20 protein-coding genes and 1 riboswitch are annotated in these 26,368 nt (G+C 54.3%); of the genes, 9 read left to right on the top strand and 11 right to left on the bottom strand.

Annotation, left to right across the window (positions count from 1 at the left end; all coding sequences use genetic code 11):
- Positions 1–177 precede the first annotated feature (177 nt).
- The 4 genes from R5L00_RS04410 (at position 178) to pbpG (ending at position 6,772) form a co-directional block, all read left to right on the top strand.
- A complete protein-coding gene (locus R5L00_RS04410; protein WP_317653536.1) occupies positions 178–2,181 on the top strand; it encodes a PAS domain S-box protein in 2,004 nt (667 codons plus the stop codon).
- A 50-nt stretch (positions 2,182–2,231) separates the two neighbouring features.
- Positions 2,232–2,624: a response regulator gene (locus R5L00_RS04405; RefSeq protein ID WP_317654110.1), complete on the top strand. Its 393-nt coding sequence runs from the start codon at positions 2,232–2,234 to the stop codon at positions 2,622–2,624.
- Positions 2,621–5,701: an EAL domain-containing protein gene (locus R5L00_RS04400; RefSeq protein ID WP_317653534.1), complete on the top strand. Its 3,081-nt coding sequence runs from the start codon at positions 2,621–2,623 to the stop codon at positions 5,699–5,701. Before R5L00_RS04405 ends, R5L00_RS04400 begins: the two co-directional genes overlap by 4 nt.
- A gap of 240 nt (positions 5,702–5,941) precedes the next feature.
- Positions 5,942–6,772: a D-alanyl-D-alanine endopeptidase gene (gene pbpG, locus R5L00_RS04395; RefSeq protein WP_317653533.1), complete on the top strand. Its 831-nt coding sequence runs from the start codon at positions 5,942–5,944 to the stop codon at positions 6,770–6,772.
- Between the two features lie 191 nt (positions 6,773–6,963).
- Here the strand turns inward: pbpG and R5L00_RS04390 are convergent, their stop codons facing one another.
- From R5L00_RS04390 to glnA, 3 genes are all read right to left on the bottom strand, one after another.
- Complete coding sequence (locus R5L00_RS04390; protein WP_317653532.1) at positions 6,964–8,220, bottom strand: putative Na+/H+ antiporter; 1,257 nt, start codon at positions 8,218–8,220, stop codon at positions 6,964–6,966.
- A gap of 169 nt (positions 8,221–8,389) precedes the next feature.
- Positions 8,390–9,049, bottom strand: coding sequence for a tetratricopeptide repeat protein (locus R5L00_RS04385; RefSeq protein WP_107692083.1), 660 nt, complete (start codon positions 9,047–9,049; stop codon positions 8,390–8,392).
- A 63-nt stretch (positions 9,050–9,112) separates the two neighbouring features.
- Positions 9,113–10,522: a type I glutamate--ammonia ligase gene (gene glnA, locus R5L00_RS04380; protein ID WP_317653530.1), complete on the bottom strand. Its 1,410-nt coding sequence runs from the start codon at positions 10,520–10,522 to the stop codon at positions 9,113–9,115.
- Between the two features lie 284 nt (positions 10,523–10,806).
- On the opposite strand from glnA, the gene R5L00_RS04375 reads away from it, so the two are divergent.
- A complete protein-coding gene (locus R5L00_RS04375; protein ID WP_317653528.1) occupies positions 10,807–11,259 on the top strand; it encodes a rhodanese-like domain-containing protein in 453 nt (150 codons plus the stop codon).
- Positions 11,260–11,303: 44 nt separating this feature from the next.
- Here the strand turns inward: R5L00_RS04375 and R5L00_RS04370 are convergent, their stop codons facing one another.
- Together R5L00_RS04370 and thiC are read right to left on the bottom strand one after the other, a co-directional pair.
- Positions 11,304–12,128, bottom strand: coding sequence for an undecaprenyl-diphosphate phosphatase (locus tag R5L00_RS04370; protein ID WP_317653527.1), 825 nt, complete (start codon positions 12,126–12,128; stop codon positions 11,304–11,306).
- Positions 12,129–12,512: 384 nt separating this feature from the next.
- A complete protein-coding gene (gene thiC, locus R5L00_RS04365; protein ID WP_317653526.1) occupies positions 12,513–14,420 on the bottom strand; it encodes a phosphomethylpyrimidine synthase ThiC in 1,908 nt (635 codons plus the stop codon).
- Between the two features lie 40 nt (positions 14,421–14,460).
- Positions 14,461–14,562: riboswitch (TPP riboswitch) on the bottom strand.
- A 61-nt stretch (positions 14,563–14,623) separates the two neighbouring features.
- On the opposite strand from thiC, the gene R5L00_RS04360 reads away from it, so the two are divergent.
- The 4 genes from R5L00_RS04360 (at position 14,624) to hpnA (ending at position 19,795) form a co-directional block, all read left to right on the top strand.
- Positions 14,624–15,295, top strand: a complete 672-nt coding sequence (locus tag R5L00_RS04360) for a protein-L-isoaspartate O-methyltransferase (protein ID WP_317653525.1) — start codon at positions 14,624–14,626, stop codon at positions 15,293–15,295.
- A 187-nt stretch (positions 15,296–15,482) separates the two neighbouring features.
- Positions 15,483–16,763 (top strand): TolC family outer membrane protein, encoded by a 1,281-nt coding sequence (locus R5L00_RS04355; RefSeq protein ID WP_317653524.1) that lies wholly within the window; start codon positions 15,483–15,485, stop codon positions 16,761–16,763.
- Between the two features lie 180 nt (positions 16,764–16,943).
- The gene (locus tag R5L00_RS04350; RefSeq protein WP_317653523.1) at positions 16,944–18,593 is read left to right on the top strand and encodes a MutS-related protein; all 1,650 of its coding nucleotides are present in this window, start codon (positions 16,944–16,946) and stop codon (positions 18,591–18,593) included.
- Positions 18,594–18,805: 212 nt separating this feature from the next.
- Positions 18,806–19,795: a hopanoid-associated sugar epimerase gene (gene hpnA, locus R5L00_RS04345; RefSeq protein ID WP_107692091.1), complete on the top strand. Its 990-nt coding sequence runs from the start codon at positions 18,806–18,808 to the stop codon at positions 19,793–19,795.
- A gap of 235 nt (positions 19,796–20,030) precedes the next feature.
- Here the strand turns inward: hpnA and R5L00_RS04340 are convergent, their stop codons facing one another.
- From R5L00_RS04340 to R5L00_RS04315, 6 genes are all read right to left on the bottom strand, one after another.
- Positions 20,031–21,326 (bottom strand): cytochrome c, encoded by a 1,296-nt coding sequence (locus tag R5L00_RS04340; protein ID WP_317653522.1) that lies wholly within the window; start codon positions 21,324–21,326, stop codon positions 20,031–20,033.
- Positions 21,323–22,054: a cytochrome c4 gene (locus R5L00_RS04335; RefSeq protein ID WP_317653521.1), complete on the bottom strand. Its 732-nt coding sequence runs from the start codon at positions 22,052–22,054 to the stop codon at positions 21,323–21,325. The genes R5L00_RS04340 and R5L00_RS04335 overlap by 4 nt, the downstream gene beginning before the upstream one ends.
- 80 nt (positions 22,055–22,134) lie before the next feature.
- Positions 22,135–22,446 carry a metal-sensitive transcriptional regulator gene (locus R5L00_RS04330; protein WP_308811255.1) on the bottom strand — a complete coding sequence of 104 codons (312 nt, stop codon included), beginning with the start codon at positions 22,444–22,446 and terminating at the stop codon, positions 22,135–22,137.
- Entirely contained in the window at positions 22,430–22,645 is a 216-nt protein-coding gene (locus tag R5L00_RS04325; protein WP_258192465.1) for a heavy-metal-associated domain-containing protein, read from the bottom strand. The genes R5L00_RS04330 and R5L00_RS04325 overlap by 17 nt, the downstream gene beginning before the upstream one ends.
- Positions 22,646–22,663: 18 nt before the next feature.
- Complete coding sequence (locus R5L00_RS04320) at positions 22,664–25,087, bottom strand: heavy metal translocating P-type ATPase (protein ID WP_317653519.1); 2,424 nt, start codon at positions 25,085–25,087, stop codon at positions 22,664–22,666.
- Between the two features lie 67 nt (positions 25,088–25,154).
- Complete coding sequence (locus R5L00_RS04315) at positions 25,155–26,273, bottom strand: sulfite exporter TauE/SafE family protein (RefSeq protein WP_317653518.1); 1,119 nt, start codon at positions 26,271–26,273, stop codon at positions 25,155–25,157.
- Between the last annotated feature and the right edge of the window lie 95 nt (positions 26,274–26,368).

Raw genomic sequence — 26,368 nt, 5'->3', positions numbered from 1 at the left:
TGCACATCGCTCATTTTAAGGTTTCATAGCTCCGTTATGCCGATAGCGAGCAATTGTTTTTCAACGGCAATGCAGAGCGCGGGCACGTTCCATGCCTGATCAATTTGAGACTCGGAATAATAGCAGTGATACGCATGATAAATTTGGGGCGCGAAGGGTAAAGCCCTCCGTTTTGTTATGAATTCTCGAGTCGAAAACCATACCGGAGGCGCATCTGACGCAAAAAAGGTAAAGGATGACGCCCAGCTTTTACAAAGCGGGGATACGGACGGCAGAGCTCACAGCATTCTTGAGCAGAGTTTGAATGAAATCTACCTTTTTGATGCCCAGACTCTGCGTTTTGAGTATGTAAATCGTGGTGCCCAGTGCAATCTTGGCTATGACATGGCCGCGCTGCGGATGATGACGCCGTTGGACCTCAAGCCCGAATTTGACGAAACATCATTCCGGGCGATGGTTAAACCGCTTCTGTGTGGTGAAAAGGAAGTCATTATTTTCGAAGCTTCGCACTTACGCGCAGACGGCACGCGTTATCCGGTCGAGGTTCACCTGCAGTTATCTACGCAACCGGGCCGCGCGGCATTTCTGGCAATCAGTCTGGATATCACCGCCCGCCGACGCGCCGAGTTGGCGTTGCAGGAGCGTGAGGAATGGTTTCACACCATGGTCAACACCATTCCGCAACTGGCATGGATCGCGAATCCTGATGGGTCACGATCCTGGTACAACCAGCGTTGGTACGATTACACCGGGGCAACACCGGAGGAAATGGAAGGCTGGGGTTGGCAAAAACTGCATGACCCCGAACTGCTGCCCGAGGTAATGGAACGCTGGAATAACGCGATTGCGTCGGAGCAGGTATTCGACATGGAATTTCCACTGCGAGGGGCCGATGGACAATTCCGTATCTTTTTAACGCGGGCGGAGCCGTTGAGAAACAGTGAAGGCCGTATAGTCAATTGGCTTGGAACCAACACGGACGTGCACGACCAGAGGCTCGCGGAACAGGCTAAACGCGAGACCGAGAGGCAACTTCAGGTTGTGATGGAGAACATGAGCGAGGGTCTCGTCGTGTCCGATTTCTCTAGCAGGCTGCTGCACTGGAATCGGGCAGCGCTCAAAATGCACGACATAACCAACGCGGACGAAGCGCTACGCGATATTGACAGTTTTGCGAAGATGTACGAGCTGTCGACACTCGATGGCTCCGTTCTGCCTGGCAAGTTATGGCCATTGATAAGAATTCTTCGGGGCGAGCAGCTTCAAGATCTGGAACTGAGGCTTCGACGCATAGGTACGGGTTGGGTGCGCGTCCTAAGCTATTCCGGCGCCATTTCGCACTACGGCGACGGCAAGGGGTTGGCGTTTCTAACCATTAAAGATATTACCGAGCGTAAGCAGGCAGAAGAAGCGCTGCGAGATGCGAAGATAAATCTTGAGTATAAGGTAAATGAACGTACTGCCCAGCTTGTTGCGAAGAGCAAGGAGCTGGAGAATTTTTGTTATTCCGTCTCTCATGATCTCCGGGCGCCGCTTCGAGGGATCGATGGGTACAGTCGCCTTTTGCTTGAAAGCTACCACGAACGTCTTGATGAGGAAGGGCGGAGTTTTTTAAAGAATATTCGCGCCGCGACGAAACACATGACAGACTTGATAGAAGATCTGCTCGCATATTCGAAGCTCGAACGGCGTATGGCATCTTCCACCCCTGTCAGACTCTCCACGTTTGTATCCAATCTCTTGGGCCAGTTCCAGAATGTTGTCGGTGACGCCCGTTTGACGGTCAAAGTCGACGATTTTCGTGTCAATGCTGACCCGGATGCGCTAGCGATCGCTTTGCGCAATCTGATCGATAACGCGCTCAAGTTCTCCAGACATGCCCCGCAACCAGTCATCGAAATTCTTGCTCAGGCCGGGGATGGCAATTGCACGATCTCTGTACGTGATAATGGAATCGGATTCGATATGCGTTTTTACGACAAGATTTTCGAAATTTTCCAACGCCTTCATCGCGTGGAGGACTACCCGGGTACCGGAATTGGCCTGGCTATGGTCCAGAAGGCCATGGAACGGATGGGTGGGCGAGTATGGGCGGAAAGTCAGCTTGGTGCCGGCGCGGTTTTTTTCCTCCAGCTGCCTTTATCCAGCCGGTCCCAGGAAACAGTTTCCCCGACCGATTAAAGTCTAGTGTGAGTCATACCGTGCCAATTCTACTCATCGAAGACAATCCGATGGATGTGGACCTTACCCGACGTGCCTTTATCCGCCACAACCTGGCCAATCCGCTTAAGGTGGCGCGCGACGGGCAGGAAGCGCTCGATCTCATCGACACATGGCGGGTGGGAGACATCGTGCCGTCGGTCATTCTCCTTGATCTGAAGCTACCCAAAATCAGTGGGCTGGATGTCTTGCGTGTTATTCGGGAGCATCCGGTTTTCGGCACTGTTCCCGTCGTAGTGCTGACTTCTTCCGCAGAAGACGGCGATATCAACGAAGCGTATTCGCTTGGGGCCAACTCGTATATCGTGAAACCGGTCGATTTCGATAAGTTTATAGAAGTAGCCAGGCAAATCGAGTTGTACTGGACTGTCCTCAACATGCACAGCTTTCCGAAGCACGCATGAAGGTTCTCTATCTGGAGGACAATGCACTGGACGCCGATCTGGTGCGGATCGAGCTCGGGAAACGCGCACCTGAAATTCAGCTTGATATCGTAAGCACTCTGACCGAAGCACTGGCGAGACTGGAGCTGTTTTATACGGTTTACGGGAGCAGTCAGAAAAGGACGCCGGCGTCGGCACCCGTTCCCGACGCCGATGCAGAAGTTGATCGTTATGAGTTGGTTCTTACCGACCTCAATCTTCCCGACGGAAGCGGTAAAACGTTGCTTGCTCAGGTTCGCTCCTGGCGTCTGCCCCTCCCCGTAGTTGTTCTAACCGGCTCGGGCAGCGAGGAATTGTTACTGGCTTTACTCCGAGCGGGTGCTGATGATTACGTCATCAAGCGAGGCGGTTACCTTGAGACTCTTCCTCTCGTACTGCTGGCAGCGCTTGAAAAATTCCACACCGAAACGTTTTGGCGGGCGGCCGCGCTCAAGGTCGTGTTCGTTGACCCGAATACCCATGATACCGACCTGACGAAACGGGAGCTGGTTGCCTTGGCGCCGCATCTGAATATTGAATCCCTTCAGACAGCTGAACAGGTCTTCCACCGATTTGCCGGTAGCGGCTCACGTACCGATATTGATGTTCTTCTACTTGATTATCGCTTGCCCGGCGCTTCTGCCACCGACATTTTAAAGGAGCTCTGCCAGGTGCGCGGGCTCGATGTGCCTATTGTTCTGGTTATCGGACAAGGGGACGAAGAAATTGCGCGGCAATCGCTCAAGCTGGGAGCCGCCGATTACGTGGTTAAAAGCCCTGGCTATATTCAGCGGTTACCGACGGTCATAGAAAACGTGTGGCTGCGAGCGGAATCGACTCGCAGAGAACGTGTTTTGCTCGAGGAGAGAGCGCGTCTTTCTCTTGCCACCGAGGCTGCGGCAATAGGAATTTGGGAATGGAATATTGCAACCAACGAAATTATCTGGGACGACCGGATGTATGACATCCACGGTGTTCCCCGCGGGACCGCGATCACGTATGAAATCTGGAGTTCGTATGTTCATCCCGACGACCTTACCGCGAAGGAAGCCCAGCTGAACAAGATCAGGGAGGAGAACGGAAGCAGGCAGTTTGATTTCCGCATACTGCAACGGCACGAACAGGTGCGGCATGTTCATATCGCCAAGACGGTGAAATTCGGAAAAAAAAATGAGCTGATTATTGTAGGTACCGCCATCGATATAACCGAGCGCAAGCAGACGGAGCTTGCCATTCAGCAACATGCGATGCAGCAGGAGCTTATCGCGGATTTCGGACAGAAGGCGCTCGCTAGCGCGAATCTTGACGAGTTGTGGCATGAGGCGGCTGTAATCGCATCGGAAGGACTTAACGTTGGTTTCTCCAAAGCTCTCCTGCTTGCTCCGGATATGCGCTCGTTCAACCTTAAGGCGGGTTTTGGGTGGCAGGAGGGTTGGGTAGGCCGTTGCATCTCTTATACATATGAAAACAGCCAGAACCGGTTTATTCTTGCCAGCCATCAAGCCGTAGTGGTGGACGATTTTTGCACTGAAACGCGTTTCAAGCCCTCGAAAATTCTGAAAAGCCACCATATACGCAGCGCTGCGGGCGTGGTGATCTCAGGTGCTGGGGGGCCCTACGGTGTGCTTGGAGCCTATGGCCGTGATGCACATTATTTCAATGCCAGCAGTACCAATTTTCTGCAGAGTCTGGCAAATATTCTTGCGACTGCAATAGATCGCAAGAGAACCGAAGAACACCTCACCTATTTGGCTCAGTTCGATCCCTTGACAGAACTACCCAACCGCAATCTGTTCCTCGATCGACTAAAGAAGGCCATGGAGCATGCACAGCGTAACCAGGAGCGGCTCGCTGTTGTGTTCGCTGATCTTGACCGGTTCAAAATCGTCAACGACACGATGGGCCATAGCACAGGCGACAGGTTGCTCGTTCAAGTCGCGCGACGCTTGCAACAATGCGTGCGTTCCTGCGATACGGTAGCGCGTCTGAGCGGCGACGAGTTCGGGTTTATCCTATGTAACCTCACCCATGCCGATGATGCAACCGTAGTTGCAGAAAAGGTGATTGGCGCGCTCTCGCTATCGTTTGAGCTGGAAGGACAGGAAGTTTACATTTCCGCAAGTCTTGGCATCAGCATTTTCCCTGGCGACGGGGATGACGCGGACAGTCTGCTCAGGAGCGCGGATACCGCGATGTTTCAGGCGAAAGAGCAAGGTCCCGCGATCTATCAGTTTTACCTGCCGCAGATGAATGAGCGCGCAGTGGCCCGACTGAAGATGGAAACGCAATTGCGCGGGGCGCTGGCAAGGCATGAATTCGTGCTCCATTATCAGCCGAAGGCGAGCCTGGTCAATGGCGGGATAACAGGTTTCGAGGCTCTGTTGCGCTGGCAGCATCCAACGCATGGGCTCGTGCCGCCTTTGCAATTCATTTCTGTGCTTGAGGATACCGGCCTCATTGTGCCGGTGGGAGAATGGGTCGTCCAAACAGTATGTGAGCAGATCAGAAAATGGGAGGATCAGGGCCTCCTTCTGCACCCGATTTCGGTAAATCTCTCGGCACGCCAGTTTCAGCAGCAAGACCTTGACGATGTTATTGGAAATACGCTCAAAACGACGGGAATCGATCCACGGTTGCTCGAGTTCGAGTTGACGGAATCAGTGTTAATGGAAGAGGCCGAAGTCGCCACGAATGCACTCCGGAATCTGAAAGCTTTTGGCGTGCAGATATCAATGGATGATTTCGGAACCGGCTATTCAAGCCTGGCCTACCTGAAACGATTTCCACTCGACGTACTCAAGATCGACCGCGCGTTTATCCGCGATGTCACCACGGATCCGGACGATGCAACCATCGCAGTGGCAATGATCAACCTCGCGCACAGTTTGGGGCTAAAGGTAATCGCCGAGGGAGTCGAAACGAGACCGCAACTGGACTTTCTAATTAACCACGGCTGTGACGAGATGCAGGGTTACTATTTTTCGCGGCCCCTTCCGCTTGAGGCTGCAGCCACAGCCCTTATCGAACGTCACAGGCTGCCATTGAGCATTAGAAATTGAAACCTGTAAGGGAGTATGTATCCGACCCCCATTGCGTGACCCTGATGTCCGTTCCGGAACCCCTGTCGTTGCTCGGTACGGCCCCAGCCTAAACTTTCCATCCCGAAAAGGGTAATTCGTTTCGCTGGAATGCAAAAAAGCTCTTTCCCGATCTCGTTATATTTGTTAAGTTATCGTCCGCAACTTCCCAGTCCGCGGGGGGCGGATATGGTTTCCAAAGATATGGAAAGAAGCAAAAAAATGAAAAAGCTTATCGTCGCGGTTTGTATTACGTTTGCATTTACCGGCAGTGCCTTTGCGCAACAGGTCGGGCTAAAGTTAAAATCCCAAGCTGCGCTAATCATGGACGCGCGACAGGAGCGCATTCTTTTTGACAAGAATCCGGACAAGGTAATGCCGATCGCTTCCATTACCAAGCTCATGACGGCGATGGTTGTGCTTGACGCACAATTACCATTGAACGAGGAGATCTTTATAGAAGAGGCCGACGTTGACATTCTCAAGAATACACGTTCGCGCCTGCGCGTCGGAACCAGCCTTAGTCGTGAAGAAATGCTGAGGCTTGCCCTGATGTCATCTGAAAACCGCGCCGCCGCAGCGCTGGGACGGAGCTATCCCGGCGGTGCGCGCGGGTTCGTGGATGCAATGAATCGCAAGGCATTCGAGCTCGGCATGGGCAACAGTTATTTTGTCGATTCCACCGGTTTGAACCGCGCCAACGTTTCCACCGCGCGCGATTTGGCAAAGCTCGTGAGTGCTGCATATGACTACGAGCTCATCCGAGAATTCTCCACAACCCCGGCGCACGCGGTCGAATTCGGGGATGATGATCATAGCGTGCAATTTGTTAACTCGAACAATCTGGTCCGTAGCAGCAGTTGGGAGATTGGCGTATCAAAAACCGGCTTTCTCAGCGAAGCCGGCCGCTGCCTCGTGATGCAGGCCAAAATAACCGGCAGGCCAGTTATTATCGTATTGCTTGACTCCTCGGGGAAGAATACGCGCCTGGGTGATGCAAATAGGGTCAGGAAATGGATGGAGATCGGTTTTGCGCGTAAAGTTCGCGGCTAACATGAACTGTAGATCGTAAGCGAGCGGAAAGGCTCCGTGGTCGGACCGATTGCGCAACAGGCCGAGACTTCCCCCTGAAGGATGCTACTTCGGCACTCAGCAGAAGGATGAATCATGACTTGTATGGAAGCCGGGCATCGGGTGGCAGAGATAGGAGGAAGAGGGTGCTGAATGCCAGCTTTAATCTCACTCTACAGCAACTGGAATGCAAGAACCGCTACGATCGTTGGGGGAAGGGCGGCGACCAGCAGTCCTAAGGGATGGATCGCTTCATCTTTGAATGAACCCTTGAGTATAGAGAAGCCCGCCGGGTTAGGAGCATTGGCAATTACCGTCAGTCCGCCGCCTGCGACAGCCCCGGCGACCAGTGAGTAACGAAATTCAGCTGTGGTTCCTTCCAGCAGGGAACCGAGGTACGTAAGGGCCGCATTATCGGTAATCGCCGTAAGCAGCGTGGCGCCGAAAAACAACACTGTACTGTCCAGTCCCACTAACACCGGTTGCAGCCACCACTTCTGGTGCCCTCCAAGAACAATCAAGCCGGCCAGAAAAAAAGCGACCATTAATCCTTCGCGCAGGATGAGCCGGTCCTGGTATCGTTCATACGCATGGGCAAAACCGACGAAGAAGAGCAGTAAACCGATGAAGATGGCCGGGTGATGGGCAAACACTACCACGCCGGTCAAAAACAATAGATGAACCGCCACTACCCAAGTTGGCGTCTCTGCCTGCAGACCTCGTGCCTCACCGTTTACCGCTGACAGTTCGCGTTGAAACAGCAAAGTCGCCGCCGTTGCGTTCACCAGGACTGCGAGCGCGGCCTTCCAGCCAAACGTGGTCAGCATGAAAGTGGAGTCCCATCCCCACTTCGTGGCCACCATGAGAACCGGAGGGGCTGCAAACGATGTCAATGTTCCGCCGATCGAAATATTGACGAAAAGCACACCGAGAGTCACGTATTTCAAGCGCACGGAAATTTCCCGTGAATAGTAACGCTCAAGGAGGATCAGGCCGGCGAGCGTCATAGCTGCGGGCTCGGTGATAAAAGACCCAAGCAGAGGGACAAAAGACAATGTTACGAAGTAAAACGCCTTGCCGTCCGGCCAGGGAATCAGTCGGGCAAGCGTTTTGACGCAAGTCATGGCAAATTGCAGGATGGGACGACTGCCCGAAATTACCATGATGGCGAATACGAACATGGGTTCGGTAAAGCTTTGCCCATCAATGTAACTGGTTGCAGCTTCCTTCCCGTCCGTAATCAGCATTGCCACCACCAGCACCATTGCCCAGAAGCCGAACACCACCTCGACCTCACCCAGAAAATGCCATATGCCCGCATGTGCCGGATGAGTGTGGGCGAGGCGCTCGAACCATTGTGTCGAGAAAGTGTGAATCAGCGCAATGCCGAACAGCATCGCGCCGATAACTTCAATAGGGGCTGGAGCCATTGTTTGCCGTCTTCAAGCTGATAGGATTGCGCATGCGTTGGCGGGTCTGATGATCAGATCAGGTGCTCGGATCATGTGGTCTGATCGGTGGTGGGATCAGGTAGTCGCATCCGCAGATCGCGAAATCCGCAGACCTTATAATGGGCGAGATTAACGCGAGAAACGTTGCCTATTTCATTGCGTCCAGATTAGCCTGCGCATCCGCATTCCCCTGCGCCGCTGCTTTCTTGAACCATTCCTTGGCTTTGGTCTCGTCTCTCGGCACACCTTCACCTGCGTAATACATCACTCCAAGATTGTTCTGGGCATCGACATTACCCTGCTCGGCCGATTTCTGGAACAACTCGACAGCTTTTGCCGAATCCTTGGAGACGCCTTCCCCGTTCGCATACATCAGCCCGAGGTTAAATTGGGCAGGCGCGTACCCCTGTCCAGCGGCGCGATGAAACCATGCCGCGGCTGTAGCTGGATCATTGCTTAGAATGTTACCTGAAGCGTCCTTGGAAATCGCTTCGCCCGTGTAGTACATCACGCCGAGGCCGGTTTGTGCCTTGGGCTCCCCAGCTTCCGCATCTTTCTTTAATTGAAGAAATTTTTCCTCGGGGGTTGAATCACCTGCTTGGGCTGGCATGATCTGCTTCATTATGTCCGACTTTTCCTCGGGCGTTAGCGCCTCCTCCAGCACCGATGGAATCTGTTTTTCAGAAGTGAATTCATCTGGAAGCTTTGTTTCGGTTTGTGGTTTGGGGGGGCTTACGGGAGGTTTTTCGCCGCATCCGGTAAGTATGAGCAACGGCACGGAGAGCAAGGCAGCAATAAGAATATTCATGAAGTATGATGTCCTATTATGTCCTGCCGCGCCCATAGGGCGGCAGGAGCACTTCCAGAAGAATCATAAACTATAATACATATCAAATTCGACCGGATGGGTCGTCATCCGAAAGCGCGTAACTTCCTCCATCTTGAGTTCGATGTAAGCATCAATCATATCGTTCGAAAAAACCCCCCCGCGAGTAAGAAAATTACGGTCCTTATCCAGACTATCGAGCGCTTCGTCCAATGAAGCGCAAGGATTGGGTATCTTCGCAGCTTCCTCCGGCGGGAGGTCATAGAGATTCTTATCCATCGGGTCGCCCGGGTGGGTCTTGTTCTGGATGCCATCCAGCCCAGCCATCATCAACGCGGTGAATGCAAGATAAGGGTTGGCGGTTGGATCCGGAAAACGCACTTCAATGCGCCGCCCCTTCGGACTATTGGCATAAGGGATGCGGACCGCGGCGGAACGGTTGCTGACCGAATAAGCGAGGTTAATCGGTGCCTCGTAGCCGGGAACGAGGCGTTTATACGAATTTGTGCCGGGATTGGTGATCGCATTGAGGGCCTTGGCGTGTTTGATGATGCCTCCAATGTAATACAGGGCCATTTCGGATAGTCCCGCATACCCGTTTCCGGAGAACAGGTTCTTACCTCCTTTCCAGATTGACTGGTGCACGTGCATTCCTGATCCGTTATCGCCGACAATGGGTTTTGGCATGAACGTCGCCGTTTTCCCATAGGAGTGTGCCACGTTGTGCACCACGTATTTGAATACCTGTGTCCAGTCCGCCCGTTTTACAAGGCTGCTGTATTTTGTTCCGATTTCGCACTGTCCAGCGGTAGCTACCTCGTGGTGGTGCACTTCAACTTCGATTCCCAATTCTTCGAGTGCAAGACACATGGCGGAGCGGATGTCGTGCAGCGAATCAATCGGCGGGACAGGAAAATAACCGCCCTTTATACCAGGACGGTGGCCGGTATTACCTCCCTCGTATTTTTCGCCCGAACTCCAGGCCGCTTCCTCCGATTCAATTTTTACCGAGCAACCGGACATGTCAGCGTGCCAGGTCACGGAATCAAAAATGAAGAACTCGGGTTCAGGGCCAAAATATGCGGTATCGCCGATAGCCGTCGACTTCAGGTAAGCCTCGCCACGTTTTGCCAGCGAGCGTGGATCCCGGTCGTAGCCCTTGCCATCGGAAGGTTCCACCACATCACAGGTCATGAAAAGCGTAGCCTCGTCCATGAAAGGATCCATCTTGGCAGTTTCCGGATCAGGTATCAGCAACATGTCAGACGCCTGAACACCCTTCCAGCCGGCAATGGAAGAACCATCGAACGCGTGGCCATCCTCAAGCTTGTCGGCGTCAACCGCGTGAGCCGGGAGGGTCACATGCTGTTCTTTACCTCGAGTATCAGTAAATCGAAGGTCAACAAATTTGACCTCGTTATCCTGGATCATTTTCAGAACATCGGCTAACGCCATTTTTTTCTCCGAACTACGATTGCAGTTGTACAAAAGATTCGGGAAACCTCCGATGAATCAACGCAGACGCGACGGTAGCGCTGCGCCGAGGTTTGCCGACTGTAAGGGCAACATTATATCAGCAGCAGCGTTCTTCGTTTCTTGAACAGTTCGAGCGCGTTGCGGTCAATGACTGATTTATACCCGGCGACGATGAAACGCATGCGTACGCGAATGCATGAAGCCCAACACCTGCTTAAGAATCGACTACCATTACATCTTCTATCACAACATTGGACAGCGATATGGAATCCATCACTGCGATATTGGAAAGGGCGCAGCAACGCGCCAAAGAAATGAATTTACCATATGAGGGTGCACTCTTTCCCCATGAAGCACTCACCCTTTTGCAGGAAGCCCCGACTGCCAAGCTGGTTGATGTCCGTTCTAGAGCGGAATGGGATTGGGTAGGGAGAATTCCCGGCGCGGTTGAAATCGAGTGGCAGTCCTACCCTGGTATGCGGCATAGCCCCGAGTTCCCTAACTATCTTTCCAGTCAAGTGGATAAGGAATCCCTAGTGATGTTCATCTGCCGCAGCGGAGGCCGATCGCATCAGGCCGCCGCTACCGCCACTGAAATGGGATACACGAGTTGCTATAACATTCTTGAAGGATTTGAGGGCGAGAAGGACGCGAGCGGTCATCGCGGCACCAAAGGCGGCTGGAAGGCTGCGGGGCTTCCCTGGGTGCAGGGTTAAACACTGCGAACCCGGGCACATTATTCCCAGCGTGATGATCCGGCCTAGGCGGCGGACCATTCTACCGCCCCGGAGTAGGCGGTGAGCAGGACCACAATTCCGAATGCGATTCGATACCATGCAAAAACCGTGAAATCGTGGTGACTGATAAAACGCAGTAGTCCCCGCACAGCCAGTAACGCGCTGACGAACGAGGCGACAAACCCGAGCATAAATACGCCGGCATCATTAAACTGCAGAATGTCGCGACTTCTGTACACATCGTAGAAGGTGGCCGCGAACATGATCGGGATGGCGAGAAAGAAGGAAAATTCGGTAGCGGCCTTGCGCGACAGGCCAAAAAATAGCCCGCCGATAATGGTTGCGCCGGAGCGTGAAGTGCCCGGTATCAACGCCAGACACTGCATTAATCCCACCTTGAGGGCATGTTTCCAATCCATGTCTTCCACTCGCTCGACTTCCACAACGTGTTTCCTGCGCTCCGCCCAAAGGATCAAGAAGCCCCCGACGATGAACGCGGTGGCAACCGGGACCGGATGAAACAGATACTGTTTGATGGTCTTGATGAACAACAATCCCAAGATCGCCGCCGGCAGAAATGCGATCAGAATATTTAAAACAAAGCGATTCGCATCCTGTCGGGAGCCGACGTCCGCAAGAACGCTTCCGATCTTCGCGCGATATTCCCAGCATACCGCCAGTATTGCGCCGAGCTGAATCACAATAGTGAATACTTTGCCCTTCTCGTCATTAAAGTTGAGCAGGTCGCTCACCAGTATGAGATGGCCGGTCGAGGAAATCGGGAGAAATTCGGTCAGACCTTCGACAACACCGAGGATCAAGGCCTTGAAAAGCAATAGCCAGTCCATTTGCAGCTATCGCACCGACGCGAGTTGATGCCGGATCGCGGACGAACAGGCCTTGTTAAATATATTCCCAGGCAATGGACTTTTCCAATTCAAAAGAAATAGGATGTAGAAAATAGAGGTCGCGACAAACTTCGTCATTATCGCATCGAACCCTGCTTCAGGCTCAAGAATACCTGTTAAACGACGCTTCTTACACCCAACTGCCAACAGGATACTCTATCAAGCGATGGCGATGAAATGACTGCGAATAACCGGGCACGACCAACGAGGTGCAGGGGACTTCGATCACGATCACAGTGTGCTGGCGTTCACGGGTATGTAGCATCCCGCGAACCATGCATTTACATTACGGGACGCTTGCTGTTGTTTCGGGCCAGTTGCTGGTTAAGCCTTGCCGTAAATTTCTCCGCCTTTAGCCGCAAATTCCATTGATTTCTCTTCCATGCCTTTTTTCAGCGCTTCCTGCTCGCTTACTCCCTGGCTCGCGGCGAAGTCGCGCACATCCTGGGTTATCTTCATCGAGCAGAAGTGGGGGCCGCACATGGAACAGAAATGCGCGAGCTTTGCGCCCTCCTGCGGCAAGGTCTCGTCATGGAATTGCTTTGCTTTATCCGGGTCGAGGCTCAGGTTGAATTGGTCAGCCCAGCGAAACTCAAACCGGGCCTTGGAGAGCGCATTATCGCGAATTTGCGCGCCGGGGTGCCCTTTGGCCAGATCCGCCGCATGTGCTGCAATTTTATAAGTGATAATGCCGTCCTTCACATCATCTTTATCGGGCAGGCCCAGGTGTTCCTTAGGTGTAACGTAACAGAGCATGGCAGTGCCGTACCAGCCGATCATGGCCGCGCCAATAGCGGATGTGATGTGGTCGTAGCCTGGCGCAATGTCCGTGGTCAATGGGCCCAATGTATAGAAGGGCGCTTCCGCGCAGTGTTTCAACTGCAGATCCATGTTTTCCTTGATAAGGTGCATGGGCACATGGCCGGGCCCTTCAATCATCACTTGTACGTCATGCTTCCACGCGATCTGGGTCAATTCACCGAGCGTCTTCAGTTCCGCGAATTGGGCTTCATCGTTGGCGTCATAAATTGAACCTGGACGAAGTCCGTCACCTAGAGAAAAGCTGACGTCATAGGCTTTCATGAGTTCGCAAATTTCCTCGAAGCGGGTGTAGAGAAAGCTTTCCCGGTGGTGAGCGAGACACCACTTTGCCATGATCGAGCCGCCGCGCGAAACAATTCCGGTCAAGCGCTTTGCCGTCATTGGAACGTAAGCGAGCCGGACCCCCGCATGGATCGTGAAGTAGTCAACTCCCTGCTCAGCCTGTTCAATCAGTGTGTCTCGGAAAATCTCCCAGGTAAGGTCTTCCGCTTTTCCATTTACCTTCTCCAGCGCCTGGTAGATTGGAACGGTGCCAATGGGCACGGGACTGTTGCGAATGATCCACTCACGGGTTTCGTGAATATTCTTGCCGGTTGAAAGGTCCATCACGGTATCTCCGCCCCAGCGGATGGCCCAGGTCATCTTTTCCACTTCTTCCTGAATGCTTGAACCTAACGCGGAGTTGCCAATGTTGGCATTGATTTTCACCAGAAAATTGCGCCCGATGATCATCGGCTCGGATTCAGGGTGGTTGATGTTCGCAGGAATAATCGCGCGGCCACGGGCCACCTCGTCGCGCACGAATTCCGGAGTGATATGCTGGGGTAGAAAGGCGCCAAAATCATGGCCCGGGTGCTGACGAGTCAGTAATTCGCGCCGTTCAGCAATGAATTGTTCGCTGCGTTGATTCTCGCGTATGGCCACGAACTCCATTTCGGGGGTAATGATGCCCCGACGAGCATAGTGCATCTGCGTGACGTTTGCCCCTGCCTTACCACAACGGGGCAGGCGTCTTAAATCAAAACGCATTTCGGCGAGCTTGGGATCCGCAATGCGTTGTCTGCCATAGGCCGAAGCCGGACCGGAGAGTTTTTCGGTATCCTGGCGCTCATCTATCCATCTTTCGCGCAACGGGGCCAAGCCCGACCGTATATCGATATTTATTGCCGGGTCCGTGTAAGGGCCGGAAGTGTCGTAAACATAAATAGGCGGATTTTCTTCCGCCCCCATGCTGGCGGGAGTTTCGGACTGGCTGATTTCCCGCATTGGAACACGGATATCAGGACGGGAGCCGTCCACATAAACTTTGCGAGAATTGGGTAACGGTCTGACCGCTCCTTCGTCCACGCGGGCGGTCTTGCTTGAAAACGCCGAAGGGAGGTGCGAGGCGTCTAAAACTGTTGCATTCATGTTACGCTCCTTTGAGTGCCATGTGCCATGAAGGAGCGGGACGACAAAATCCCAGCTTCCCTACGGCGGCATTATCCGTGTCAGGTATTGAGGGACTGTCTCACCAACTCCCGCATTCGGAAGCGGACCCCTAGCTGCTGCTGTGAAGCTAATGGAAATATGGAATAATTGCAAGTCTATGATGACATTTTATAGGGCTGGACATGGATCTCGAACAAACCCGGTTTAACATGGTGGAGCAGCAGATTCGTCCATGGGACGTGCTGGATCAGGAAGTTCTCAAATTACTGTTCGAACTGCGGCGAGAGGAGTTTGTTCCGCCAGCCTACCGTTCTCTCGCATTTGTAGATATGGAAATCCCGCTCGGATACGGTGAGGTGATGCTCGCTCCCAAGCTGGAAGCGCGCATCCTGCAGGAATTGCAGGTAAAAAAAACGGACAAGATTTTAGAGGTGGGTAGCGGTAGTGGTTATCTGGCCGCGCTGCTGGCCAAAAAAGGGGAGTATGTTCATAGCGTGGAAATTGTGCCGGAACTGAAGGCCATGGCAGAAAAAAACCTTCAGGCTCATGGTATTGCCAATGTCCTGGTTGAAAATGGAGACGGCGCGCTGGGCTGGCCCCGGCACGGACCTTATGACGTCATTGTGCTCACAGGCTCCACCCCGGTTTTGCCCGAGGCATTTCAGAAGAGTCTCCGGGCCGGTGGGCGCATGTTTGCGGTAGTAGGTGATGCCCCGGTAATGCAGGCTGCGCTTGTCACTTGCCTGGTACAGGAAAAAGAAGGCGCACCCGGCGCTTACAACACAGTTGGTTTGTTTGAGACTTGTATTACTCCTCTAAGAAACGCACAACAGCCGACGAGATTTACTTTTTGACGTTCCCGGCTGGCTTTACGAATGGCGCGTCGGTACGGGCGCCCGCTGCCCAGACGCGACCTAAACCTCCAATGCTCGCATCGTCCCGTAGCTCAAGATATTTGGTATTACCGTGAAAGCTCCGCAATACATCTGTGCACTGCTAATGGGAGCCGTTTTGCATGCTCCGGTATGTGCTTCCGATCTCATGGAAATCTATCGTGAGGCGCTGGAGCAGGATGCGCTGTACAGCTCTGCGCGTCACGCGCATGAGGCCGCGCAGGAAAAGTTACCGCAGGGCCGGGCTGGCTTGCTACCCACCGTCACACTCGGGTTTGTGCGGCGGCGGCAATTTATTGACATCGAGAACCCGAATCAGCTCGGGATTAGCGTGGGAGCCGTCATTCGCCCGTCAAGCGTGGTCATTGATAACCAGAGCCTGACCCTCACCGCAACCCAGCCAATTTTCCGAAAGGAGAATTTCGCGGTTTATGAACAATCCAAGCTTCAGGTTGCGCAGGCGGATTCTCAGTTCATCATTGCCGCGCAAGACTTGATTCTGCGCGTGGCGCAGGCGTATTTCGATATCCTGGTGGCAGAAGTAAATCTGGAGGCGGCGCAAGCTCAGCTGAAGGCAATTGGCGAGCAGTTGGAGCAGGCCAAGCGCAACTTCCAGGTCGGCACAGCTACTATCGTGGATACGCATGAAGCCCAGGCGCGTTTCGATTTCATACACTCGCAGGAAATTGCTGCCAGGAATGACCTGGAGATACGGAAACGCAACTTGCAACAAATTATAGGCCGTATGCCGGATTATCTTCGACGCCCCACTGAAGATACTTCTGACCTGTTGACGCTGAAGTACCAAACTATGCAGGAATGGATCACGGTGGCGGAGCAGAATAACCTTGCGTTCAAAGTTCAACAGGCAGTGTACGAAATTGCCAAACAGGACGTGGAGCGAGCCAAGGCTGGGCACTATCCAACCGTGGATCTGGTAGCAATATATAGCGACCAGAAAGGTGTCGGGGGTACTATTACCGGACGTCCGATAGACTTGACCTCAAAAGAAATAGGCGTTCAGGTTAGTTTTCCGATATTTCAGGGCTTCGCCACCCAGTCGCGTGTACGGGAAGCGTTGGCGACGCAGGAGAAGGTGTTTCAGGATCTGAACAATACCCGGCGCAACAACGTCCTGCAGGTAAGCCAGCAGTATTTGAATGTCACCAACGGAATGGCTCAGGTAAAAGCGCTGAAACAGGCGTTGATATCTACCCAGAGCCAAGTAGACTCCACCAAGCTCGGACAGGAAGTGGGCGTTAGAACGGAAGTGGATGTACTGAATGCACAGCAATTGTTTTATACCGCAAGACGCGACCTGGCCCAGGCGCGCTACAACTTTGTCATGTCAAGATTGAGGTTGAAGGCGGAGGCGGGCGAATTGGATGAAGAAGACTTAAGAGAGATCAACAATCTGTTGCTGCGATAGGCTCCTCCTTCTGGAATACAAGGTCGTGCAAGTGCCTTGGCGAAGCTTATTCAGATCGGACCTCGCTGTCGTTGACGCGTAATGGGTTGAGTGTTAGATTTTCAAACAAGAGATTGCGTGTCGCCGCTGCGCCATTTCAGTTTCACCGGGATGGCGGCATGATACGAGCAAGGGCCGATCATGAAAGAGGCAGCCTTACCCGATTCATACTGGAATCAGCCATTTCTCCTGTCGCGCGGCGACCGGTTGGCCGGTGTCCGCGACACCCGTCCGGCGGAATCTGACGAGGGTATACTCGACGCCAAGACATTCGACGCGATAGAGACCGATCAGCTGTTCGACTCGCTCAATCACGCCGTTACCCATGCGGGGCAGTCGGTTCTTTACCGCTCGCTGGCCCGGCCAGGGACGGAGGCGGCAGTAGCGCGGAAAAAACAGGAGGCGCTACGGGAGCTCGAGTCCGACCTCGCCCTTCGGGACGCGCTACGGAATTTTATCGACGAAATGGCGCGGGGAGAGCAGTCCTTGTACCAATTGCTCTACGGGACGTTTACCGGCGGTCTTGCTATTGATAGTTCCGGAGTTGGTAAAAAAGATGAAATGGAATTCAGTGGCTACGGCTATCACCAGTTCATCGATGGAACCGGCTTCGTCGTTGATCTGGTCGAGATGGCGCAGGCCTTGCCACAGCCGCGGAGCGAATATTTGCGCGACTTGTTCAAAGCGATTCGCGACTTCGGTACGTCGCGTATGTATTCACTGATACGCGGTCCCGTTTATGTAGTAGAGGGAAAATTCAAGACGGGCGAAGAGAAACCCCACTATTTGCCGATTCCACGCTTCCGGCCGTCGATGTTCAAGCCTCTGCCGATCTTTTTGATCCTGGCAGCGGTGGTCGCAGGCCTTTATTTTTTCCAGGGTTTACTGGCCGGTTTTGGCATCGCATATCTGGGTTATGGGATACTTGTGCTGGCAGTACCCATTCTTCCGGTCATCTTGATTGCAATCGCCTCCTCAGACCGTGACTCTGTCATCTATCCGTTGCGAAAGTTGTTCAGGCATAGTCCCGAGTTGGCGCGGTTGCTTGAAACAATGGGCATGATCGACGAAATCCTGTCTTTTCATCGTTATTCCCATGCCTTCAGCGGGAAGATGACACTTCCGGAAATAATGGAAGGCGAGCGCCATTCCCTTAGTGCCACCGAAGCCAGAAACCCTCTGCTTGCCTGGGCCAATCCCAACTATGTGCCTAACGATATCGAACTGGATGATGCGGGACGGCTGCTAGTCATCACCGGACCCAATAGCGGCGGCAAGACAGCCTACTGCAAGACCGTGGCCCAGATTCAGCTGCTTGGCCAGATCGGCTGCTATATTCCCGCCGCGACCGCGCGTATGGTATTGGCGGAACATATTTTCTACCAGGTGCCCGATCCCGGGCACCTGGACGAGGGGATGGGACGTTTTGCCCATGAACTGAAACGCACGCGCGAAATTTTCTTCAGCTCAACAGCACGCAGCCTTGTCGTGCTGGATGAGCTTTCGGAGGGAACGACATTTGAGGAGAAAATGGAACTGTCGGAGTATGTCCTTGCAGGCTTCTACCAGCTGGGGGCAAGCACATTGCTGGTGACACATAACCACGAGCTGTGTGAGCGCCTGCAGGACAGGGGCATCGGGCGGTACCTGCAGGGCGAGTTTCTGTCCCAGGGCCCAACCTATCGTCTGATCCCTGGAGTTTCGCGGGTGAGCCACGCGGATCGCGTGGCCGCTGCGCTGGGTTTCAGCAAAGAGGATGTAGAGAAGCACCTTGCGGCGCGGGGCATGTAAGCGCCGGGCCGGCATCCGTTTGGCGTGCAGGATGTGGCGACATATCGTCTCTTCCAATGGTCTGACTGACCTATTGCTGAGCTCTGCTCTGTCTCTGGTTCTATAATCCAGGATGTGAAAACTGTGTACCACTACCACAATGCGAAGTTCAATCGTCGCTTCGCGTCACAGATTCTTTCACACGAAGCCGGAGCTGAAAAAGGATCAAGTTGATGAAAGCACTGGTTACGGGCGCAAATGGATTTGTCGGTTCGGCCGTTGCAAGGTGTTTACTAAACGCCGGACATGAAGTGCGGTGCCTGGTAAGACCGGGCAGCGACCGGCGCAATCTCCACAAGTTGCCTGTCGAACTCTCCGAAGGAGATTTGCGATCCGCTCCATCTTTGAAGCGGGCGGTGACGGGCTGTGATAGCTTGTTCCACGTTGCCGCCGATTATCGCCTCTGGGTTCCAAACCCGGAAACGATGTACGAGATCAACGTAAAGGGAACTCAGGCATTGATACTCGCGGCGGCCGAAGCCGGAGTAAAAAGGATGATATACACCAGCAGCGTGGCAACGCTAGGAATAAATCAGGATGGCATCCCGGCCACCGAGGAGACGCCCTCGAGTCTTTTATCCATGACTGGACACTACAAGCGTTCCAAATTCATGGCCGAGCAAGTTGTTCAGCAGATGACTGATGAGCATAGACTGCCGCTGGTTATCGTGAACCCTTCTACGCCCATCGGGCCTCGAGATATCAGACCTACGCCAACAGGCCGTATCGTGGTGGATACGTTATGTGACCGGATGCCGGCATATGTAAATACAGGTTTGAATATAGCCCATGCTGATGACGTTGCGCATGGCCATCTGCTGGCTCATGCGCATGGAAAACCGGGGCAACGCTATATACTGGGCGGCGAAAACATGACGTTATTGGAAATACTCCAGATGATCGATCAGATTCGCGGCAAGCAGACGAAACGGTTCAGCCTTCCCGTGAAGCTGATCCTTCCAGCCGCGTGGCTGATGGAAAAAATGGCTATGGTTACGCAGATCGAGCCGCGCGCGACGATGGATAGCCTGCGCATGGCGCGAAAAAAAATGTTTTACTCCAGTGACAAGGCCGTACGTGAACTGGGGTATCGATATCGGCCTGCGGCGGAGGCGCTTGAGGACGCGATGACCTGGTTTCAGGATAATGGATATTGCGGGTAGCTTTTCTTCACGCTTAAGGACTCTCTCGATAGACAGTCGATCAAGTCAACCCAACATGAGTCCCATCTCTCCGGCAGGACAAACCCCAGGCCTCTTCTACTGTCCTAGCCCCGTTTTGCCTGGGACCCCCGCTGCCATTAACGGTCCCCAAGTCATCAAAACAGCTTGTATCACTTTCCCGGGCTAAATGCTCGGTTTGACGTTATTCCCTTGCCCGGCATCTTGGGCACGGTATTTATTGCGCACCCTTCCGGCTTCGGTCTACTTCAATTGCTGTAACCAGGCTGCCGCGGTTTCCCCATGCGTTCCGGATGTACGACAAAACAAGAGCGATCTCTTCGTCATGCAAGATCTGCGCGAATGGCGGCATGCCATAAGGACGTGGATTGCTTGCCGTGACGGGCGCATATCCACCATAGAGAATGCTGCGAATCGCGTTCGTCGGCGACGCCAGCGTGACTCCGCGGTTTCCCGCCAACGCCGGATAAGCGTTCGGCCTGCCTTGCCCCAGGTTGCCATGGCAATCTTCGCAAAGTGTTTTGTAGATCTCCCCGCCTCGCGCAAGAAGCTTATCGACCTCCTCGGTGAGGGGAGGTGCCACCCCGCGTGATCGTGGATCGCCCGCGGGCAACGATTTCAGATACGCCGCCATGGCACGGGCGTCATCCTCCTTCAAATGCTGAAGACTTTGGGTGACAACATCGGCCATCGGGCCGGCAGTGGCAGCGCGGGGTGACAACCCTGTTTTAAGCAACTGAACAATGTCCTGGATCGGCCAGTCTGAGGTGCTGCCTTCCTGGAGCGAGGTCAGGGACGGCGCGTACCAGTTGGTACCCATGAGTTGCCCCCCTCCCAATAGCCCACCCTGGCTCCCACCCAACGGATTGCGGGTTGTGTGACAAGCATTGCAATGTCCAAGCCCTTGCACCAGATATGCTCCCCGGTTCCATTCATCATTTTTCTTCAAATCGGGCTGATAAGCGCCGGGGTCAAAGTAAAGGGCGCGCCAGATATAAATGAGCGGGCGGAGACTGAACGGAAAGCGGATCTGGCTCGGCGGATTTTTCCGCTGAACGGGGGTGAGGGACTGGAGGTAGGCGAAAATAGCATTGGAGTCTTCGCGGGTTACTTTGGTGTACTCCGTGTAGGGGAAAGCCGGATACAACGGGGTGCCGTGGCGTCCTTTACCATCGTGCAGCGCCCGCCATAAGTCATTTTCATTCCACTGCCCAATCCCGGTTTCCGAATCGGGTGTAATGTTTGGCGTGATGAACGTGCCGATGGAGGTGACGAGGCGATGTCCTCCCGCGTACGGGCGGCCACCCTGCGTCGTGTGGCATCCCATGCAGTTACCGACGTGCGCGAGATAGGCGCCCCGTGCTTGCAGGGACTGTCTTGCCGCCGTGTCATCCGCCTTCGCTATCGGCGATTTTTCGCTCTCTTCGATCCTGGACGACGTATCAGCGGATGCCAGGAACAGGCCGATACCCAAGAGTCCGGCAAGCGCAGCGGCGATGGCAATATGTTTCATTGTGGAAGCCCGGATTGCAGGACGATGCTCGCGCAACGCCTTGCCAGTTCATCGGGAAGCGTTGGCGCGGGTTCCTCGCGCTTAAACCGGGCTTCGGACACGGGTTGCGCCGCCAGCCACTCCGCAATAATGCTCGCCTCGTTAGTAGTGAGCTGTTTCGCAATTTCCGACATACAGTCGGGAGTCTGCCCCCGCATCAGACCGCCATGCTGCCAGTTGCCGAATTGGGCAATTAGGTAGACGCGGGGCAGTCCGAGTAAGCCAGGAATAAAAGGCGGTGTCCCCATCAGGTCCTTACCGTGGCACTCAACGCACGCAGGGATTTTGCGGCTGGGATCACCCCGGGTCACAAGCTTTCGAGCGAGCTCGATTTCCGCGGACGAGGCCCTCATCGGCTCGGGTGGAGGAAAGGCCTGTTTCAGGGAAGCGAAGTACGCCGCCATTTCCCGCAGATATGGGTCGGGCAAGCCTTCCAGCAGCAGGGCCATGGGTTGATAGTGTCGCTTGCCATCGCGGAAATTACGCAACTGGTTGAAAAGATAACCTTCAGGCTTGCCCGCGATACGCGGGTAGTACGCATCTCTTCCCTTTTTATCTTCCGGACCATGGCAGACGATACAGGGCTTCACCCGTTCCTCCACGGTGTCGGGAGCGCTGGCCGTGAGTGTTTCCGCTGCGCCAGCGGGATGCGCGATAAACAAAAGAGCGGTCAGAAAGAGTCGTTTCATGAGACCTTCGTTCGTGCTGTTCTTTTCAGGGGCATAGAAATGTACTTGTATTGGTGGAAATGTATATGGAATACCCGTCGCTAACGGGCGAATTTCCGCACCACCATCATCAATTCATCGATCGCTTCGTCTCCCTTGCCCGACTTGATTGCCCCCTGCATGCAGCCATGAGTATGGTTTTCGAGCAACCGCATCGCCACGGCGTCAAGCGCGGACTGAAGCGCAGATACCTGGTTCAGGATATCCACGCAATAACGATCCTCGGTAATCATCTTTGCCACCCCACGCACCTGACCCTCGATCCGATTGAGGCGTTTTATCAACGCTTCCTTGTCCGGTTGCACCACCATATCGGGTGCATGGCAGGGCTTCTTGTCAGCCGACGACTTCAAAACCGGCCTCCTTGATCGCATTCTTTAACTGATCGGTATGGGTTATTGCACCGTCGTAGGCGATTTTTGCCTGTTTCTGTTCGAGAGAAACATCCGCGCTGCTGACACCGGGTATCTTCTCCAGCACGTTCTTCACGCTGTTGACACAACCCATGCAGGTCATTCCGTTGACTTTTATGATTTCTGTTTGCATTTTCATGACTCCTTTCCGGTTAAGTTAAATCGATTGCTCAACAGCGGGCTCAGGCGCCGTCCGCCACCGTTTCAGCAGCAACGAGTTGCTAACTACCGATACTGAACTCATTGCCATCGCCGCGCCGGCGATCACGGGGCTGAGTAAGCCTGCCGCCGCCAGCGGTATGCCCAGCACGTTGTAGATAAAAGCAAAAAAAAGGTTCTGCCGGATTTTCCCAAGCGTGGCGCGAGAGAGGGAGATGGCGTCAGCCACACTCATCAGGTCGTCGCGCATGAGGGTAATATCGGCGGCTTGAATTGCCACATCTGAACCTGCCCCTATGGCAAAGCTCACATCGGCGGCGGCCAGGGCGGGCGCATCGTTGATTCCGTCGCCAACCATGCCCGTAAATTTTCCGTTTTCCTTCATCTTGCGTACTTCTGCGGCCTTATCCCTGGGCAGCACCTCGGCACGATATTCCGTGATGCCGGTTTGCCGGGCGATAGCTGCTGCGGTGGCGCGATTGTCTCCGGTCAGCATGATGACTTCAATGCCCATTGCCTGCAGTCGCGCTACCGCTTGCGCGGAAGTGCTCCTCACCCGGTCGGCAATGGCGAGATAGCCGAGAATTTCAGTTGTGGGCGCATTTGCAGTGTTTACCTCGGAAAGGCACACGACCGTTTTACCCTCGGCCTGAAGAACAGCTATTAGTTCTTCATCAACGTGCGCGCCATGTTCTCTCGCAAAGCGGGGCGAGCCGAGCATGTATTCGACGTCATCAATACCCGCCGTAATACCGCTGCCAGCAATTGCTCTGAAATTGCTCACTGCCCGCGGCCGTATCCCTGCGCTGCTGGCCCGCTCCATTACCGCTTTCGCCAGGGGATGTTCCGATCCCTGTTCGAGACTAACCGCAACCTCCATCAGCTCGCGCTCCGTAATTGATCCCGCCGGCACGATATTCGTTACTGCGGGCCTCCCTTCCGTTAGCGTGCCGGTCTTATCCAGGATCAGAACCCGAATTTTTTCAGCCTGCTCCAGCGCCGCGGCGTTTTTCACCAGCACTCCGGCCTGCGCGCCACGCCCCACTCCGACCATGATTGCAGTTGGCGTCGCCAGTCCTAATGCGCAGGGGCAGGCAATGACCAGTACCGCCACGGCGTTGATGAGGGCGGGAACGAAATCACCTGCCAGCCCCCATGTGAGGAGCAGGGTCAGCACGCTCAGGGAAACTACCACCGGCACGAATACTCCGGAAACAGTATCGGCGAGCCGCTGGATCGGGGCCTTGGAGCCTTGAGCTTCCTCAATCAGGCGAATAATCGCAGCAAGCTGGGTATGAGCGCCGACGCCGGTGGCGCGGCACTTGAGCAACCCCTGCTGATTTACCGTGGCTGCATAGACTTTCGCATCTGCTCGCTTCGCAATGGGCATGCTTTCGCCGGTCAACATTGCCTCATCTACACTGGAGGCGCCTTCAATGACGATGCCGTCCACCGGCAAGCTCTCGCCCGGGCGAACGATAAAAACGTCCCCGACCTTGAGCGTGATTACCTCCACTTCGATTATCTCGCCGTTACGCTCTACCCGAGCAGTCTTGGGTTGCAGTTTGACGAGTTCCTCGATCGCTGCGGAAGTCTTGCTTTTAGCGCGGGCTTCCATCAATTTGCCCAGCAGCACCAGTGTGATGATGGCCGTGCTTGCTTCGAAATAGACATGTTGATCCAGCCCCAGCAACGTCACTGCCGCGCTGAACAAATATGCCATGCTGGTACCCAGCGCCACCAGGACATCCATGTTGGCGCCGCCCCCGCGCAACGCATTCCACGCGCCGATATAGAAGCGTCTTCCCACCCAGAACTGGACCGGCGTCGCCAGCAGCAACTGCAGGCCCCGCGGCAGTTCCATATGGTCGCCCCAGAACATGGGGATCATCTGAAGCATTAAGGGGAGGCTCAGCGCAGCCGAAATCCAGAACATGCGGAGCTCCACCTGGTAATTGGCACGCCTGCGCGCTTTCTCTTCGGCATGGCTGGCTTCGCTGATTTCGGTCGCGCCAAAACCGGTTCGGGTAACCGCCGCGATCAGATCTTCCACTGATGCGGCGCCAGGGTTGAAACGCGCGTGGGCAATCTCAGTGGCGAGGTTGACGGTCGCAGTGACTCCCGGCAGTGCGTTCAGCGCCTTTTCGATACGGCCACTGCAGGCGATACACGTCATCCCGGTGATTTGCAGCTGTACGGATTGAGGCACAACCTGGAATCCCGCTTTTTCGATCGAACGCACCAAGTCTTCGGGGAGAGTTGCGGTAGCGTCAAACTCAATCCGTGCTTTCTCATTGGCAAAATTGACAGCCGCGCGCACGCCAGGGAGTTTATTCAGGTTTCTTTCGATACGTGCTGCGCATGCGGCACAAGTCATGCCCTCGATCGGCAGCTCTATTTGTTTTAACGCGAATGAGTTCATGCGTGATCAATCTCTTGAAAGAAAATGAATAACCGGCAAGTTAGTCTTGTTGGGGTTTCGCTCGTCGCTACCGCATCGTGTTGCCTGATGCAGATGATTCAAGGTAATTATTCGCGGGCTTGTCACGGGGTCCATGTGCGGGCCCATTCACTGGCCTGAGCTGCTGCGAGGGGGATGTCAGCGAGTTGAAGTCGTAACCGGAGCCAGTCAATTTTAATCCACGATCCGCCATCATCAAGCCCATGGCAATAACGAGGACCGCTGACGCGAGCACCAGTTGGCGCAGGATACGGCGAGGGACGCTACTGGCGATCAAGCCGAAGCTCATGAGTGGTATAAGCGTACCGAGGCCAAAGAAGAACAGCATCGTCGCTCCCTCCTGGGGGCTGCCCGTGCCGGCGGCGGTGATATACATGGCCTGTAAGGGACCGCAGCCCAGCATGAAACCGTTCAACAACCCGATTACCAGCGGGTTGCGCTGGTCCCGAAGCTCATTCGCCACCCCTTTCGTCACGAAGTGAGGCAAGCGCAGGGTGAAACCCCGTAGGGCCGAAAATACATCCAGCATTTTCAGGCCATAAATTATTACAAAAATGCTGGCTGCAATACTGATGACACCTCGCATGTACGGGGTAAAGGTCACGACTGAGCCGAGTAAACCCAAAGTGCCTCCAATAGCGGCGTAAGAGGCCGTCTTGCCCGTGGCATACATCAGATGGCGCGTCGCGGTGGAAGCAACAGATTGCGGCCCACCCACGGATGCATAGCCGACGACAAACCCACCGCACATGCCGATGCAATGAAAACCGGTAAAAAATCCGATGGAAGACAACATGGCGTGGCCGAGATTGGGGCTCATCTCTCCTACCAGGCCGGGGATCATGCTCTTGCCCCAGACCGTAATACCACCCACTACCAGCAGGAAGAGCAGGAAAATGAACGCGCTTCGCAGATTGCCCAGTGGGGACGTGGCTGCGCCTTCGAACTCGTATCCCTTTTCTTCGATCGCAAGGCGAATCCCGGCATCGCCGATGAGCTTGCTGTTGAACTCGACATCAACCGTCTGCTTGACATAATCCGCTTTTACTTTCTGCACTCCCGGCAAACCAACGATTGCATTCTCGATAGTTTCCTCGCACCCCGTGCAATGCATGCCTTTGATCTTCAGATGTGTGGATTTATTCATCGTCGCATCCTTTTGGCCGAACCACAGACTGTCTTCAGGAAATCCCCTCGCGGAATTTGTTCCTCGCAAGTCCCGGAGCCTGGATTCAGCAACTC

It is taken from the genome of Nitrosospira sp. Is2 (genome assembly GCF_033095785.1).
GTDB lineage: Bacteria > Pseudomonadota > Gammaproteobacteria > Burkholderiales > Nitrosomonadaceae > Nitrosospira.
The sequence above is the reverse complement of the archived record's forward strand: the minus strand, read 5'-3'. Positions and strand labels throughout refer to the sequence as shown.